This is a genomic window from Streptomyces sp. NPDC053431 (assembly GCF_044544925.1).
Lineage (GTDB): Bacteria > Actinomycetota > Actinomycetes > Streptomycetales > Streptomycetaceae > Streptomyces.
Window position 1 is genome coordinate 297,436 of sequence record NZ_JBITXX010000006.1, and the last position, 15,360, is coordinate 312,795.

Sequence of the window (15,360 nt, forward strand, 5' to 3'; positions counted from 1 at the left end):
GCGGCCGCGACAGGCTCCGGGCCGGCGGGGCGGGGTGGGCTTTCGGACTCAGGCCTCGCCCCGGGCTGCCGCGGCGGCCCAGCTGCGGATGTGGGGGTCGGCGTGGGCCCGGGCGGTTGCGAGGGTGCTTTCCCGTAGCTGGTAGAGGTGAGGCGGGTATGCCGCGCGGGAGGTGGGCAGGTTCAGGAGCACACGGGGGCGCATCGGCAGATCGGTGAGCTCGGCGAACAACCGCATGGAGGTCTCCAGCCACGCGTGCCTGACGTCCCGTGACTCGTCCAGAGCGGGATCACGCACCCCACCGGGCCCGTACGCCGGTGAGCGATCCGGACGCACGGGCACATGGGCGCAGTACCAGGCCCGTACGGCACCCGCGCGCTCGGCGTCCGTCCCGTGCCGCAGGTACTCGACCAGCGCCGCCATCACACGGCGGCGCCCGAACACGTAGACCGCCGGCTCGACGAACCATCGGCAGAAGCTGGGATCCGGGTCGTACACGGCAGCCTCCAGCAACGGGGCGAACAACTCCTCGGGCAATCCGCCAGGTTCGAGCAGCGGCTTGCGCACCGCATGGGCAAGCCGGCGGGCACGCCTGTCGTCCGGCTTCGCGGCGACGTCCTCGACGTCCTCGACACCGATCAGCCGGGCCACGTCCTTCACACACGCGAGGAAGGAACGCGGTGCCGCGCCCCTCGGTTCGTCTTCGGCCACGGCAGCCATTCTGGCCCTGCCGCGTCGGGATGCGCGGCACCGTACCCGCGGCGTCTCGGCCACCGAGGACGGGCGGCCCGGTATCTCCGGCGCGTCGGTCGTCCGTCGCCCTTGTCCCTCGTCCCGGACGAATGTCACTCGGCGACAGGAGGCGGCCTCTTGGGCGGGCCCCGCGCCGTGCGAATTACGCGGGGCCGCCGACAGAAGCACCCATGGGGGTGTTACTGCGACGGTACGGCGTGCGGTACGGCTCTGCACGTCGGCGGCGTGTCACCGGCGACGACCGGGTCCAAGTAGGGCCGGCCGTCGGCTTCGACGTCCGTCCCGGCCGGAACTCCGGGACGGGTGGCGCCCTACTCGTAGGCCGCGGCTGCCCCGAGGGCCCGGGCCATGAAGGCCCAGTCCCCGTTGGGTGGCATCTGCTCTTCCCTGTTGCGGTACGCACCAGGGGAGTCGTCGACCCACGCTGCGAGTGCCGCAAGGAAGTGGTCCAAGGTGTTGTTCTCCCACTCGTGGCCACGCGCACGGAACTCCTGGTGGAGGTCGCGGAGGAACGTGGCCAGTTCTTCACGGCTGCGCGGTTCTTGGGACACGGCCATAAGGTACTTCGAAGCGCCGGTGGACGGTGGCGCGCCGGCCTGGCCCGGGGCGCACCGCTGACATCGAGGGCCTGAAGGGACTTGGCGTCCCGCCTTCCCGTCGCCGTCGGCGGGTACGAGCCGCAGACCGGGGTACGCGGGTCACATCCCACCCGATGAGGGAGGAACCATGGGTCTGGGAGCCTGCATCATCCTGATCGCCGTCGGAGCCATCCTTACCTTCGCCACCGACTGGCAGCTAGACGGGGTCGATCTCGACCTCGTCGGGCTGATCCTCATGGCCGTCGGGATCATCGGAACGGCCGTGTACACGAGCATCCTGCGCCGCCGCAGGATGGTCGTTCCCCCGGTCGCCCCGACGGTGACCGACGACGAGCGACGGGACCTGCACTGAGACGCCGGCCGGGTACCAAGAGGACGGCCGGGTGGTGAGAGGGCTGCCGCGCCGGGTACGGCGCGTGCTCGTCGGCGGTCCGTGCGGGGTCAGCGCTCCGCTTGAGCGCGCCTGGTAGCCCGGGACAGGCGGCGTCGCCGCTCGCGTCGTTCGCGCGTGTGGCGGTCGAGTTCCTCCATGAGACGCAGGCCCCGGTGTTCGGGGTCGAGTTCGTCGAGGACGCGGTCGAACTCGGCGAGCAGGGCCCCGTAGAGCTGCCAGTGGCCGGGCTCCCGCAGGGCACTGGCCAGGAGCAGTTCGGCGGCGTGCGCCCGGCACGCGCGGGCGGCGCGCAGCTCGCCCGCGAGCCGCGTCTCGGCCGCCTCGGCGGCCTCGCTGTCCGGCGCCGTCACGAGGACGGCGTAACTGACGAAGGAGTCGGCGGTGTGCTGGGCCGTCTCCTGGAGCACGAGCGCGGTCGAGTGCGGCAGCAGGTCCTCGCCGGCACGGGCCTTCGCCAGGTCGGTGACGCTGCGGGCGAGGACGCGCAGGACGACCGCGCAGATCTCCAGTGTGTCGAGCCCGGTGCGGAGCACGATGCGGTGCAGCAGGCCCTCCTTCACGCGCGGGTTGAACCGCAGACTGTCCTCGGCCGTACGCAGCGCCGCGTCCACCTCCGCCACGTCGTTGTCGAGCCGCCGCGCCTCGTGCAGCCGGGCCGCCGCCCGCTCCACCGGGGGAGCCCCGGCGAACTCCTCCGCCACGTCGAGCAACAGCCTGCGCATCCGTCGCGCCAGGTCCTCGATCGAGTCGCCCGCCGTGTCCACCCAGACGGGCGGGGCGAGCAACAGATTGAAGAGCAGTCCGACGACGGCGCCGATCAGGGTCTCCAGGACCCGGTCCCAGGCGGTGTGGGCGACCTGGGTCACCCCGAGCACCAGCATCGCGCTGATGGCGACCTCGGGAATGAACTCCTCCACCTTCACGAACCGCCCGACCACGAGTGAGGCCAGGATGACCAGCGCGAGGCTCCACCACGACAGGCCGACCATGACACTGAACGCGATCGCGATGAGGACGCCGACGACGACGGAGTTGACCCGGCGCAGACTCGTGGTGAGCGTCGAGTAGAGCGTGACCTGCACGACGAGCAGCGCGGTCAGCGGTGCCGTCAGGGGAGCCGGCTCGCTGCTCAGCCAGAGCGCGGCGACGTACGAGAGGGTCGCCGCCGCCGTGGCCCGCAGCGTCTGCACGACGAACGGATCATGACGCAGCCGCCTCGCCAGGTCGGCGTACCGGGCGGTCGGTCCGCTGAACTGTCTCACCTGGTGCCTCCTGCCCTGCGGACGGAAGTCCACACACCGGGCCCACTCTTGCAGAATGGTGGTGAAGGATCTTGCAAGGGCGCGACGTCCGCTGTTTGACTGCCCCGCATGAGCAGCAGCGACAGCGCACCCGCCGGCGACGACGCACTCGGCAGCGACGGCTCCTTCGACCCGTACGCCGGCGTCGACCCGCACGCCGACGTCGACGCCGACGCCTGGGCCGACACCGACACCGACACCGACATCGACGCCGACGCCGACGCCGACGCCGACGCCGGCGCCGACACCGACATCGACGTCCTCGTCCTCGGCGGCGCCGGAGTCGACACCATCGTGTACGTCCCCGAACTGCCCCTGCCGTACGCCGACAGCCACATGGTCCGGCCCGGGATCGAGACGCGGGCCGGGCAGACCGGGGACTTCGTCGCCCTCGGGCTGCACCGGCTCGGGCTGCGCACCCATCACCTCGACATGGTCGGCTCCGACCCCGAGGGCGACCTCGTGCGCGCCTTCCACCGGGACCAGGGCATCCCGCTGACCGAGGTACGCCAACCCGCCGGACAAAGCGGGCCGTGAACCTCGTCGGGCCCGACGGCCGCAGACTGTCCCTGTACGACGCCACCCGCGGCCACGACGACGACCGGCTGCCCCCGCGCACCGTCAAGGCGCTCGCCGCCCGCAGCGCGCACGCGCACGTGTCGCTCACCCAGCCCTGCGCCCACGCCCTGCCCGCGCTGCGCGAGGCGGGCGTCACGATCTCGACCGACCTGCACGACTGGGACGGGCGCGCCGCGTACCACGAGCCGTTCGCGCTCGCCGCCGACCTCGTGTTCCTGTCCACCACCGCCCTCGACGACCCCGAGCGCACCCTGCGGGACATCGCCGCACGCGGTCGCGCCTCCGCCGTCGTCGGGACGTCCGGCGCCGCCGGCGCCCACCTGCTCACCGGTCCCGACGCCGAACTCGTGCACATCCCCGCCGTCACACCGTCCGCTCCGGTCGTCGACAGCAACGGCGCCGGAGACGCGTTCGTCGCCGGATTCCTGCACGCCTGGCTCTCCGGCGCGCCCGTCCGCACCTGCGCCCTGCACGGCGCCGTGGCCGGCGCGTACGCCTGCACCGTGCCCTCGACCCGCGCCGACGCCATCGGGCGGGAGGCACTCCTGGCCGAGGTGGCCCGGCTGGGCGGCGCGGCGGGTGGTCGCGGTCACTGACGCGTGCGCGACGCCCGCCGAGCACCTGGGCGTGGCAGTCCGTGGGACGAGGCCCAACCGGTCGCCGAAACCACCCGGTCGCCGAAACCGCCCGATCGCCGAAACCACCCGGTCGCGCCGGGCGGCTCCCCGCGGGGGACGCCCGCGCGGCCTACTGTGCCCCTTGACGTGACGCCCCCGCGGACGGAGAGGAGCCTGGGCCGTGGAGTTCGGCGAGTCGGCGGGCGACCCGCAGTCCCCGCCGCCGGAGCGACCGGGACCCGCGGACGGCCGCCCGGCCTGGGCGCCGCTGCTGGCCGTGTGCGCCGGGTACTTCATGGTGATCCTGGACGTCACCGTCCTCAACGTCGCCGTGCCGGTGATCGGCCGCGAGCTGTCCGCCTCGCTCACCGGCATCCAGTGGATCACCGACGGCTACACCCTGGTCTTCGCCGGGTTCCTGCTGACCGGCGGCGCGCTCGGCGACCGCCTCGGCAACCGCCGGATCTTCTGCTGGGGCGTCGTCGTCTTCACCCTCGCCTCCGCCGTCTGCGCGCTGGCCCCCGACGCACCTGTCCTGGTGGCCGCGCGGCTCGTGGAGGGCCTCGGAGCGGCGCTGATCGTGCCCGGCTCCCTCGCACTGCTGCAGCAGACCCACCCGGCACCGGCCGCCCGCTCCCGGGCCATCGGGCTGTGGGGCGCGATGGCCGGCGTCGCCGCCTCGGCCGGGCCGCTGCTGGGCGGGCTGCTCGTCTCCACCGCGGGCTGGCGGTGGGTGTTCGTCATCAACCTGCCGGTCGGCGCTGCCTGCCTGATCCTGACCCTGCGGTACGTCGCCGCCTCGCCCCGGCACCCCGACCGGGCGATCGACTGGCCGGCGCAGTGCGCGGTCGTGGCCGGTGTCGCCCTGCTGACGGGGGCGCTGAACGAGGCCGGCCGACGGGGCTGGTCCGATCCGGCCGTCATCGCCGGGCTGGCGCTGGCCGCGCTCGCCGCTGCGGCCTTCGGGCTGCGCGAACGGCTGGCCCGCTCGCCCGCCCTCCCGCCCGCACTGCTGCGCTCACGGCCCATGGCCGGCGGCGCCCTCGTCGGCCTGCTCTTCAACTTCGCGTTCTACGGCATGGTGTTCACCGCCAGCCTGCAGTTCCAGCAGCAACGGGGCTTCGGCGCCCTGGAGACGGGGCTGGCGCTCTTTCCGGCCGTGGCGGTGACGATGTTCGCCTCCGTCCTGTCCGGCCGGCTCTCCTCCCGCACCGGCCACCGCCCCCTGGTCGTCTCCGGCATGCTGCTGGCCGCCCTGGGCCTCGCCGGGTGGGCCGTCGCCGGCACCGACACCGCCTACGTGTTGCTCGCCCTCTTCATGACGGCAGCGGGCTTCGGCACCTCCTTCGCGCTCACCGGCACGACCGTCACCGTCATGAGCGCCGCCCCGCCCGCTTACGCGGGTGCTGCCTCCGCCGTGTTCAACACCACCCGGCAGATCGGCAGCGCCGCCGGAGTCGCCCTGGGCGGCAGCCTCCTCGCCACGGCCGGCCACAGCGCCGGCCTTCGCGTCAGCATGGCCGCCGGCGCCCTCGCCTACCTCACCGCCGCCGCCGTGGCCCGGTACTCCGTCCCATCCGGACGCACGGCCGCGACCGGCGCCTCCCCTTGAGGACGACGCTCCGGCGGCTCGGCTCGGCTCGGCTCGGCTCGGCTCGGCTTGGCTTGGCTCGGCTCAGCGCCGGTCGGCTGGACGCGCCGAGTTCCCGCACCCCTCGAGCGCCCCGCGTTCGCAGAGTGCCCGCGTTCCACCGAGCGCCCCGCGTTCGCCAAGTGCCCCGCGTTCCCCGTGCTCCGGCGCCCCTAGTTCGCCGCGTGCCCCAGGCGCACCGGAAGGGCTTCGACGCTGTTGCCGATGAAGCTGCGCTGGCGGGGCAGTTCGGCCTCCGGTACGGCGAGGTCGAGGTCCGGGAAGCGGGTGAAGAGCCGTTCGAGGGCGATCGTGGCCTCGAGGCGGGCGAGCGGGGCGCCCACGCAGTAGTGCACGCCGTGCCCGAAGGAGAGGTGCCGGGCGGCGCCGGGCCGGGTGACGTCGAAGCGGTCGGCGTCCGGGCCGTGGAAGGACTCGTCACGCCCGGCGGCGGTGTAGCCGGCGAGGACGGGGGTGCCCTGCGGGATCACCGTGCCGCCGAGCGCCAGGTCGCGGGTCGGGTAGCGGAAGGGGAACCAGCTGACCGGCCCGTCCCAGCGCAGCGTCTCGTCCACGACGTCCGACCAGGTGGCCTTGCCCTCCAGGACCAGCGCCAGCTGGTCGCGGTGGGTGCACAGGGCTCGTACGGCGTTGCTGATCAGGTTGAGGGTGGTCTCGTGCCCGGCCACCAGCATCAGGCGCATCGTGCCGATGAGTTCGGCTTCGCTGAGCCGGTCGCCGTCGTCCTCGCGGGCGGCTATCAGGGCACTGGTCAGGTCGTCGCCGGGGGCGGCCCGGCGCGCGGCCGCGATCGTGCCGAGCAGCTCCACGAGCTCGCGTACGGCGGCCATGACCTCCGCCGGCGTGGTGTCGGTGGCGATGACCACGGTGTACGTGAGGTCGTGCAGCCGGCCGCGGTGCTCGCGGTCCACGCCGAGCAGCTCGCAGATGACGCTCATAGGGAGCGGGAGCGCGAAGTGCGTGCGCAGGTCCGCGACGCCGTCCGGGTCCTCGGCGGCGGCCCGGCCGAGGTCGTCGAGGAGGCCCGCCGTCAACTCCTCGATGCGCGGCCGCAGTCGCTCCACCTGGCGGGCGGTGAAGGCGTTGCCGACGAGGGAGCGCAGCCGGCGGTGGTCGGCGCCGTCGGCGGTGTGCATGCCCTGGGCGTTGGCGAAGACCCGGAGCGGCCAGTCCGCGGGGATCGTGCCGTCGGTCAGGGCCGGGCAGTGGCGGGCGTCCTTGGCCACGTCGGGGTGGGAGAGGAACTCCTTGAGCGCGTCGTGCCCGAGGACGACCGCCGCGGGCACCCCGCCGGGCAGCACGACGTCCGCTACGGGCCCCCGGGCCCGCAGATCGGCGTTCAGGGCGTGCGGGCAGCCGCCGACGGGGTCGACGACATGGGCGGACGTGGAGGAATGCGAGGACAAGCCGGGTCTCCTGACCGTATGAACGAATACGGGCCAACAGTGCGGCTTCGGAGACCGGTTGTACAAGCCCCTCCCCGCCCGACGCTCCCGCAGGGGCCCGGGAGCACCCGTACCAGGCCCCTGCTCGGTCGCCTGGTACGTCCACGCGTCGACGGCCGGCCGTCCGCCCGGCCGTCCGCCCGGCCGTTCGCCCGCCCTTCGTCTCCCCTCGTGCACCAGGTCGGGGATCACCGGACCCGTAGGGTGGCCATCATCCCCATCGCGGAGTGGTCGAGCATGTGGCAGTGGTACACGTAGTCGCCGCGGTAGCTGTCGAACGTGACGTGCAGCTTCACGGTCTCGCCCGGCGCCACCCGCACCGTGTCCTTCAGGCCCGCCTCGGTGGGGCCGGCGGGCACCCCGTCGCGTTCGAGCACGCGGAACTGGACCAGGTGCAGGTGGAAGTTGTGGAGGGTGCGCCTGTTCGCGTTGGTGACGTTCCAGATCTCTGACGTCCCGAAGGTCGCGGTGGTGTCGATGCGCTCGGGGTCGAACAGCTGGCCGTTGACGAAGCCGCGGGGGTCGGGGCGCCCGTCCTCGTCCATGTTCAGCACGATCTCGCGGGTGACGGCGGTGGTGGGCAGCTCGTTCGCCGCGGGCAACGAACGCAGCACGGCGGGCACGGAGCTGGGATCGTCGGCGGTGCGCACGACGTCGAAACGGAGCACGGTGCCGACCAGGTCGGGCCGGCCGGGGCCGGAGTTGCGGAGCACGAGTCGGGTGCCCACGGGAAAGGCGGAGAAGTCGATGACCACGTCGGCGCGTTCGCCGGGCGAGAGGCGGAGGACGGGCACGGTGACGGGGCGCTCCAGCAGACCGCCGTCGGAGGCTATCTGGGTGAGCGGGGTGCCGTCGGACAGGCGCAGCGAGAAGATGCGCAGGTTGGAGCCGTTGAGCAGGCGGAAGCGGTACTTGCGGGCCGCGACCTCGAAGTACGGGGCCACCTTGCCGTTGGCGAGGATGGTCGTGCGGTTCCGGTCGCTCATGGCGTACACCAGCTGCCCCTGGTCGTCGAAGCGGGCGTCGCGGATGGTGATGGGTACGTCGTACCGACCCTTCGGCAGCGGCAGACCCTGCTCCAGGGAGTCGGTGAGGAGATACGCGCCGGAGAGCCCGCGGTAGACGTGCTCGGACTCCATGTGGTGGGCGTGGTCGTGGTACCAGAGCGAGGCGTGAGGCTGCCGGTTCTCGTACGTGTAGGTCCGGGACGTGCCGGGGTCGAAGACGTCCATCGGATTGCCGTCGGAATCCCGCGTGACGCTCCCGCCGTGCAGGTGAACGGCGACGGGCATGTCGAGATCGTTGTGGTGGCGGACGACCAGCCGGCGCCCGGAGAAGGCGCGGATGACAGGGCCCGGGAACTGGCCGTCGTAGGTGAGGACGTCGGTGGCGATGCCGGGCAGGATCTCGGCGGTCGCCTTGCGGATACCCACCTCGTAGTAGTCCACGCCGCCCGTGGAGGAGACGGGGCTCAGCACGGACGGGACCGGCATGGGCACCGTGAACGGCTCGGCACGACCGACCGGGGACGGAGCCTCCGCCGCGCGTGCCCGCGCCCTGGCGAGGGAGCCGGGGACGAGGAGCGGCAGGCCCGCTGCGGCGAGAGACCCGCCGAGCACACTGCGACGAGTGATCATCCACTTCCTCCTGGAGGGGCGGCACGTGACGCCGTGCTTCCGGCGCGGGCGGACACCCGCTGATCCAGGTCTAACGCACGGCGCAGGCGAGTGCACACGAGGTGAACGGCCCCTGGGAGCGCGCACGTCCTCGCAGGTCGGCCGGTGGTCGGCCGATTTCCCTGGGCACCGTGACCGCCCGGTGTCGGGCGCGAGCGGAGGCGGTGACAGCGCCACCCGGGTGACGGCCGGAGACGCGGGGTCCGCCGCCCCCCAATGAGCACGACTGTGGGACTCGAACGTCCCTGACCCCGCGTCCGTCTCCGCACCGGCCCGCGTTGTCAGTGGCGACCTCTACCGTGTGCGTCGGGATCGGACGGAGCGGACGGTGGGGCATGGGCGGGGAGAGGCAACCGGGGACGGTCGTCGAGGTGGCGTACGCGCAGGCGTGGGACCTTCAGGCGTGCGCACCGTGGCGACCCTTGACCACCGAGGCGGCGCGGGAGCGGGACGCCGCCGGGCTGCCGTACGTCGCGGTGTACCGGCTGCCCGGCCGCGAGAACCCGCTGGAGGTCCGGCTGGTCTCCTGGCAGGACCATTACGTCGGTGTGTGGGTCTACGACGACCACGGTCGCCGCACCGAGGAGCTGGACCTGCGGCTGCTGGACGACCGGAGCCGGCTGCTCAGCCGGCGTACCCGCGCGTGGCGGTACACGGGCCCGCAGATGGCGGAGTTCGCCGAGGACTGCCCGCGCTTCACCACGGAGCTGTTTCCGGACGGCAAGGGCTCGTGCTCCCAGGAGCCGCAGGGCGCCCACGGGCGGAGACTCGTCACGGTGCCCGGCGCCGACGTACAACGTTGGCGCGACCGCCCCCGGTTCGAGGACTGGCCGGTGTTCGCCGCCGTCCGGCGCGGGCTGCCGGAGCCGGTGGTGCTCCGGCCGGCGGCCCTCGCCTCGGGCACGGACCGGACGACCCCTGCCACCTGCTGGCGACCGCCGCGCCCCGCGCGGCCCGGGCCGATCGACGCGCTGTTTCGACCCGGGACGCGTGTCACGGACGGATACCACCCCGAGATGACCGTCGTGGACCCGCGCCGAACCGGAACCCTGCGCGTGCCGAGCGGCCTCCTGGCGATATCCGGACCGGACACCTTCTCCGACGAAGGCCCCGCCATCACGGTCCCCGTACCGCCGGGAGAGTACGTACTCGAGGAGGCACGGGTCCGCTTCGGCTACGACTGCGAGTGGAGCCAGAAGTGGGTCACCCGTACGGACACCACGGCGGTCCGGGTGCGCATCGGCCGGACTCCGGCCGCGTCGTGGGAGATGAGCCGCGGGCCGGACGACGACCCCAGGCTGCTCGTCGAGGACGAGATCTTCGGCTTCGACACGGACGGCGCGACCGGATGCTTCGCCGACGCCGGGGCCTGGGACTTCCTCCGGCAGCTCTACGAGCGGCATCTGATCAAGGGGGAGCCGGGGGCCGGCGAGGACATCCCCGACTCCATGTACCTGCTGCGCACGCGGGACCAGGTCTCCGGCGGCGAGCTGGTCGCCTTCGCGACGACAAGCGACGGCACGTACCCCGTGTGGACAGGGCGCTCCGTGGACGGGGAGGTCGTCGAGGTGGTGGTGATCGTGGCCGGGATGCCGACGGTGCTCCCGGAGGACGGCGCGGACGGGGCGGAACCGGCACCGTCGTGAATCAGCCGCCCTCCCGCCGGACGACATGTCAGCCCCGAGGCCGCTGCCGCAGCAGCGAAGGCCGCGGAGCCCACGAAAGAGCGTCCGGAATACGGCGGTGGGGCGGGCGGTTGCAGCGGGGCATGCAACGTGACCCAGAGCTGACGCGCAGCATCCACCCTCTGCTGGCGGAACGGTTCAGCCCCCAGCAGTTCGACCCGTCGGCCGCCGTGGACGACCACACCGTGGGCTTGCTGTTGGAAGCCGCGCGGTGGGCACCGTCCGCAGGCAACTCCCAGCCCTGGGGCTTTTTCACGGGTCGGCCGGGTGAACCGGAGCACGAGCGGGTGGTCCGCCACCTCGCGCCCAGCTCGGCCCGGTGGGCGACGAACGCGGGGCTGCTCGTCGTCACGTTGGCGCACCGCTACGTCGGCGACACGGAGCTGCTCTACTCCGAGTTCGCCGACTACGACCTCGGCCAGGCCGTCGCCCACATGACCGTCCAGGCACAGGCGATGGGCCTGGCCGCCCACCAGTTCCGAGCCTTCGACCTGGAAGGCCTGACCGAGGAACTGCGCCCTGCCCCGGGATGGGCGATCGTCTCCATGATCGCGCTGGGAAAGGCGGCCGGAGAGCCCTCGGAGACCCGGGACCGCCGCAGCATCGCCGATCTGCTGTCCGCACCCTGGTCGCTGTCGGTGTGACGCAGCCCCCGGCCGGCCGGCGCGAGGCCGCGACGCTCGACGGCGTCGACCCAGGGCACTCCCGTACGGCACCGAGGCTTCGCCGAGCCGCGTGGAGCGATCGGGCGTCGGCGGGGGACGGGCTTGCGTCTCCCCCAGGGGGAGACGTCAAGGTGGGGGCATGGACGGCGACACGCTCTACCCGATCGGCGAACTGGCCCGGCGGACCGGCCTGACGGTCAAGACCATCCGGTTCTACTCCGATCGCGGGATCGTGACGCCGACGGACCGCAGCCCGGCCGGCTACCGCCTCTACGACATCGACGCCGTCGCGCGCCTGGATCTCGTGCGGACCCTGCGGGAGCTCGGAGTGGACCTGTCCACGATCCGCAGGGTCGTGGACCGGGAACTCCCGCTTCCCGAGGTCGCCGCGACGCACGCCGAAGCCCTGGCCGTGCAGATCCGCGTGCTGCGCCTGCGGCATGCGGTGCTGACGGCGGTGGCCGAGCGCGGGCTCACTGCCGAGGAGACGGATCTCATGCACAAGCTCGCCCAGCTCTCCGATGACGAACGCCGACGCCTGATCGGGGACTTCCTCGACGCCGCCTTCGGCGGTGTCGACCACGACACCGCGTTCGCGGGGGCCAGGCGCTCGATGACCCCCGAGGTACCCGACAGCCCCGACGCGGAGCAGGCCCGGGCGTGGGTGGAGTGGGCCGAACTGGCCATGGACCCGGACTTCCGCGCCGGCGTGCGGCGCATGGTCGAGGGCCATGCGGCCGAACGGGCCCAAGGCGGCACCGTGGGCCTGCGCCGCGACCTCGGCGCGGTCGTCCGGGACCTGGTCGGCCCCGCCCTGGCGGCGGGCACCACCCCGGCCTCGCACCAGGCCGATTCCATCGTGACGGCCCTCGCGGCACACTACGCCCACCTCCTCGGCCGCCCCGACGACGCCGAACTGCGCCGCCTGCTGCTGGCCCGGCTGGAGACCGTGAGCGACCCCCGCCGGGAGCGGCACCTCCAGCTGCTCGCCGTGATCAACGGCTGGCCCGCTCCGGAGAGCCTGGTGCCGGCGTTCGCATGGTCCATCGAGGCCGTGCGCCTCCGAATGGAACGGTAGTGGGCCGGCGACTCGCCGCGTCGGGGCGGCTCACGGCCCCATACGATCGGCAGGTGAACGACACCACCGTCTTGCAGGCGCACGCGACACCATCCGCTCCCGCCCTCCTCCTTCGTCCCTGGGGCAGGGAGGACGCCGAGGCCCTCGTCGAGGTGTTCCGTGATCCCGTACTGCGCCGCTGGACCAGCTCGGCCGTGGAGAACGAGGGCGATGCCCTGAGGTGGGTGGAGGGCCAGGAGCGAGGCTGGGCAGCTGGGGACCGGTTCGGTTTCGCCGTCCTCGAAGCGCAACCGGACCGGCCCCACGGGCCGTTGGCGGGCCACGTGGTCCTCAAGGAGGTGGCCCCCGGCAAACCGTCCGCCGAGGTCGGCTACTGGACCGCGGCGCATGCCCGCGGGCGTGGCGTGGCGCCGCGCGCTGTGGAGGCGCTCACCGGCTGGGCCTTCGACGTCGTGGGGGCCGGCACGCTCCAGCGTCTGGAACTCCTGCACCAGGTGGACAACCCGGCCTCGTGCCGCGTGGCGCACAAGAGCCGCTTCGGCCTCGACTCGGTCCTGCCCGCGGCGCCGCCCGCCTTTCCCCGCGAGGGACATCTGCACGTACGACGCAGGGACGCCTGAAGGAATCCTCCCGGCAAGACTCCGCAATCCGCGGGGGCCGCGGGGCGCTCCAGACGGTGGCCTTCTCGAAGCGGGCAGAAGAGCCGTTCAGGCCCCTCCAACATGCGCATCAGCAGCGGGAATTGAGCAACAGGGCCCCCTGGTAGGGTGCGCTGATGTCCTCGATCAAGCAGTTCCAGGTCACCTTCGACTGTGCGGAGCCGGAGCGCCTCGCCCGCTTCTGGTGCGAGGTGCTGGGATACGTGACACCCCCGCCGCCGGCAGGGTTCGCCACCTGGGACGATTTCAACGCCTCGCAGCCTCTTGAGGACCGGGGTTCCTGGTTCGCCTGCAGCGATCCCTCGGGCGTGGGTCCGCGACTGTACTTCCAGCGCGTCCCCGAAGGAAAGGTCGTCAAGAACCGGCTGCATCTCTGCGTGCGAGTCGGTACCGGGCTCGTGGGGGAGGAGCGCCTGGCCACGCTCGAGGCCGAATGCGCACGGCTGCTCCCGCTCGGGGCCGTGCGCGTGCGACTCCTGTACGACGGCAACGATTCGTGCATCGTGATGCAGGACATCGAGGGCAACGAGTTCTGCATCGACTGAGGACGTCGATGTCCTCGGGCCTCTCCTGCCGGTCTCGGCCGTCGGCGTCCCCCGGGTCTCATCAGCGGTCGGCACCGAGCACCGCCGAGGCCCGGGCGACGTCTCTTCGGCCGGATGGCCCAGGGACCGTGCGGTGGAGCGGCGGCGTCCGGGGAGGGGGCCGATGCTGGGGGCATCGGACCCCTGGCGCGCCCACGGCGCCGTCGCCGCACCTGAGGAGGCAACACGTGCCTGTATCCGCCCCTGCCGCCCGTACCGGCCGGCGTGCTGTCCGGCGGGCGGTCGCGGCCGCCCTCGCGGTCGGAGCCGTGCTGACCGGTGTGTCGGCGGCGCCCGGCGCCGCAGACGGACCCCCGCCCTCAGGTCATGGCCCCCATGACGAGGGGCTTGAGCGCGCCCTGGCCGGTCTGGTGACGGCCCCGGGCGGACCGCCCGGGGCGATCGCCGTGCTGACCAGGGACGGCAAGCGGCGGGTCTACCGGGCCGGCACGGCCGAGCTCGGCACCGGGCGGCCGCCCCGGCCCCGCGACCACATGCGCATCGCGAGCGCGGCCAAGGCCTTCAGCGGGGCCGTGGCCCTCAGCCTGGTGGACCGGGGCGCCCTCGCCCTCGACGACACGATCGGCCGCCGGCTGCCCCACCTGCCGACGTCCTGGCACGCGGTGACGCTCCGCCAGCTCCTGCAGCACACCAGCGGCCTGCCCGACTACAGCCAGAGCCAGGCGTTCCAGGACATCGTCCGCGCCGACCCCCGGCACCACTTCGACTCCCGTCGGCTGCTGGACTTCGTGGCCGGCGAGGATCTCGAGTTTCCGCCCGGAAGCCGCTACGGCTACTCGAACTCGGACAACATCGCGGTCGCCTTGATGGCCGAACAGGCCACGGGGCGCCCGTACGAGTCGCTGCTGCGCGAACTGGTCTACCGGCCGCTCGGGCTTCGCGACACCAGCCTGCCCCAGGGCTACCGCCTGCCCCGCCCGTACCTGCATGGCTACGCCACGGCGCCCGGCGAACCGCCCGAGGACGTCAGCGAGGCGGTCAGCGCGTCCGGCGCCTGGGCCTCGGGCGGCATCGTCTCGACACCGGCCGACCTGTCGGCCTTCATCGGCGGCTACGCCGGACCCCGGCTCCTGTCACCCGCCACCCGCCGTGCCCAGCGGGACTTCCTGCCGGGCGGCGCCTCCGAACCCGCCGGTCCCGGCGCCAACGCGGCCGGCCTCGCGCTGTTCCGTTACGCCACCCGGTGCGGCACGGTCCTCGGCCACACCGGCAACACCCCTGGCTACACCCAGTTCGCCGCCGCCACCCCCGACGGCCGGCGCACCGTCACGGTCACCGTGACCAGTCAGGTCACGCTCGACCCGGCCCTGCTCGCCCGACTGCGGGAGGTCGAGGAGAAGTTCGTCTGCGCCCTGCTCGACCACGGGCGGCCCTGAGGCGGGGCCGACGTCGCTGAGCGGCCGGCGTCTCCGAGCCGTCGGCAGCACGCCACCAGTCGCACGGAAGGGACCCGCGCCCCTCTGAGGTGGTCGCCGTGGTGGAACGGCGACAGAAGGCGCTGGACCTGCCGGGTGCACAGTGTCGGGGGCCCCCCCGGGGGGGGGGCGGGGGGGGGGGGGGGGGGGGGGCGGGGGCCCCCGGCCCCGGCCCCCCCCCCCCGGAGCGGGGACCAGGAGGCGGGCGGGCGGGGCGCCGGGCGGGCGGCCGCAGGCG

General features: G+C 73.3%; 13 protein-coding genes and 1 pseudogene. 9 read left to right on the plus strand and 5 right to left on the minus strand.

Going from position 1 to position 15,360, the window contains the following annotated elements; translation table 11 throughout:
* Positions 1–48: 48 nt before the first annotated feature.
* Both ACIGXE_RS17890 and ACIGXE_RS17895 read right to left on the minus strand, forming a co-directional pair.
* Positions 49–711: a hypothetical protein gene (locus ACIGXE_RS17890; RefSeq protein ID WP_399748330.1), complete on the minus strand. Its 663-nt coding sequence runs from the start codon at positions 709–711 to the stop codon at positions 49–51.
* Between the two features lie 353 nt (positions 712–1,064).
* Positions 1,065–1,304 (minus strand): hypothetical protein, encoded by a 240-nt coding sequence (locus ACIGXE_RS17895; RefSeq protein WP_399748333.1) that lies wholly within the window; start codon positions 1,302–1,304, stop codon positions 1,065–1,067.
* Positions 1,305–1,479: 175 nt separating this feature from the next.
* Between ACIGXE_RS17895 and ACIGXE_RS17900 the strand changes: the two genes are divergently transcribed.
* Entirely contained in the window at positions 1,480–1,704 is a 225-nt protein-coding gene (locus ACIGXE_RS17900; RefSeq protein ID WP_399748335.1) for a DUF6458 family protein, read from the plus strand.
* Positions 1,705–1,793: 89 nt separating this feature from the next.
* Here the strand turns inward: ACIGXE_RS17900 and ACIGXE_RS17905 are convergent, their stop codons facing one another.
* Positions 1,794–3,008 (minus strand): aromatic acid exporter family protein, encoded by a 1,215-nt coding sequence (locus ACIGXE_RS17905; protein ID WP_399748337.1) that lies wholly within the window; start codon positions 3,006–3,008, stop codon positions 1,794–1,796.
* Between the two features lie 243 nt (positions 3,009–3,251).
* Here ACIGXE_RS17905 and ACIGXE_RS17910 point away from each other — a divergent pair.
* Together ACIGXE_RS17910 and ACIGXE_RS17915 are read left to right on the plus strand one after the other, a co-directional pair.
* Positions 3,252–4,222, plus strand: a pseudogene (locus ACIGXE_RS17910) (adenosine kinase).
* Positions 4,223–4,424: 202 nt separating this feature from the next.
* Positions 4,425–5,855, plus strand: a complete 1,431-nt coding sequence (locus ACIGXE_RS17915) for an MFS transporter (RefSeq protein ID WP_399748339.1) — start codon at positions 4,425–4,427, stop codon at positions 5,853–5,855.
* A 191-nt stretch (positions 5,856–6,046) separates the two neighbouring features.
* On the opposite strand, the gene ACIGXE_RS17920 is transcribed toward ACIGXE_RS17915, so the two are convergent.
* Together ACIGXE_RS17920 and ACIGXE_RS17925 are read right to left on the minus strand one after the other, a co-directional pair.
* The gene (locus ACIGXE_RS17920; protein ID WP_399748341.1) at positions 6,047–7,300 is read right to left on the minus strand and encodes a cytochrome P450; all 1,254 of its coding nucleotides are present in this window, start codon (positions 7,298–7,300) and stop codon (positions 6,047–6,049) included.
* Positions 7,301–7,527: 227 nt separating this feature from the next.
* Positions 7,528–8,976 (minus strand): multicopper oxidase family protein, encoded by a 1,449-nt coding sequence (locus ACIGXE_RS17925; protein WP_399748342.1) that lies wholly within the window; start codon positions 8,974–8,976, stop codon positions 7,528–7,530.
* 461 nt (positions 8,977–9,437) lie between these two features.
* Between ACIGXE_RS17925 and ACIGXE_RS17930 the strand changes: the two genes are divergently transcribed.
* From ACIGXE_RS17930 to ACIGXE_RS17955, 6 genes are all read left to right on the plus strand, one after another.
* Positions 9,438–10,661 carry a DUF4241 domain-containing protein gene (locus ACIGXE_RS17930; RefSeq protein WP_399748344.1) on the plus strand — a complete coding sequence of 408 codons (1,224 nt, stop codon included), beginning with the start codon at positions 9,438–9,440 and terminating at the stop codon, positions 10,659–10,661.
* 122 nt (positions 10,662–10,783) lie between these two features.
* Positions 10,784–11,344 (plus strand): nitroreductase family protein, encoded by a 561-nt coding sequence (locus tag ACIGXE_RS17935; RefSeq protein ID WP_399748345.1) that lies wholly within the window; start codon positions 10,784–10,786, stop codon positions 11,342–11,344.
* A 160-nt stretch (positions 11,345–11,504) separates the two neighbouring features.
* The gene (locus tag ACIGXE_RS17940) at positions 11,505–12,443 is read left to right on the plus strand and encodes a MerR family transcriptional regulator (protein WP_399748347.1); all 939 of its coding nucleotides are present in this window, start codon (positions 11,505–11,507) and stop codon (positions 12,441–12,443) included.
* A 53-nt stretch (positions 12,444–12,496) separates the two neighbouring features.
* Positions 12,497–13,063: a GNAT family N-acetyltransferase gene (locus ACIGXE_RS17945; protein ID WP_399748349.1), complete on the plus strand. Its 567-nt coding sequence runs from the start codon at positions 12,497–12,499 to the stop codon at positions 13,061–13,063.
* 155 nt (positions 13,064–13,218) lie between these two features.
* Entirely contained in the window at positions 13,219–13,647 is a 429-nt protein-coding gene (locus ACIGXE_RS17950; protein ID WP_399748351.1) for a VOC family protein, read from the plus strand.
* A 227-nt stretch (positions 13,648–13,874) separates the two neighbouring features.
* Positions 13,875–15,083, plus strand: coding sequence for a serine hydrolase domain-containing protein (locus tag ACIGXE_RS17955; RefSeq protein ID WP_399748353.1), 1,209 nt, complete (start codon positions 13,875–13,877; stop codon positions 15,081–15,083).
* Positions 15,084–15,360: the final 277 nt, after the last annotated feature.

Excerpts from the sequence above, each read along its gene's own strand:
- ACIGXE_RS17900 (WP_399748335.1), top strand. The coding sequence starts at position 1,480 with ATGGGTCTGGGAGCCTGCATCATCCTGATCGCCGTCGGAGCCATCCTT.
- ACIGXE_RS17935 (WP_399748345.1), top strand. The coding sequence starts at position 10,784 with ATGCAACGTGACCCAGAGCTGACGCGCAGCATCCACCCTCTGCTGGCG.
- ACIGXE_RS17950 (WP_399748351.1), top strand. The coding sequence starts at position 13,219 with ATGTCCTCGATCAAGCAGTTCCAGGTCACCTTCGACTGTGCGGAGCCG.
- ACIGXE_RS17925 (WP_399748342.1), bottom strand. The coding sequence starts at position 8,976 with ATGATCACTCGTCGCAGTGTGCTCGGCGGGTCTCTCGCCGCAGCGGGC.
- ACIGXE_RS17940 (WP_399748347.1), top strand. The coding sequence starts at position 11,505 with ATGGACGGCGACACGCTCTACCCGATCGGCGAACTGGCCCGGCGGACC.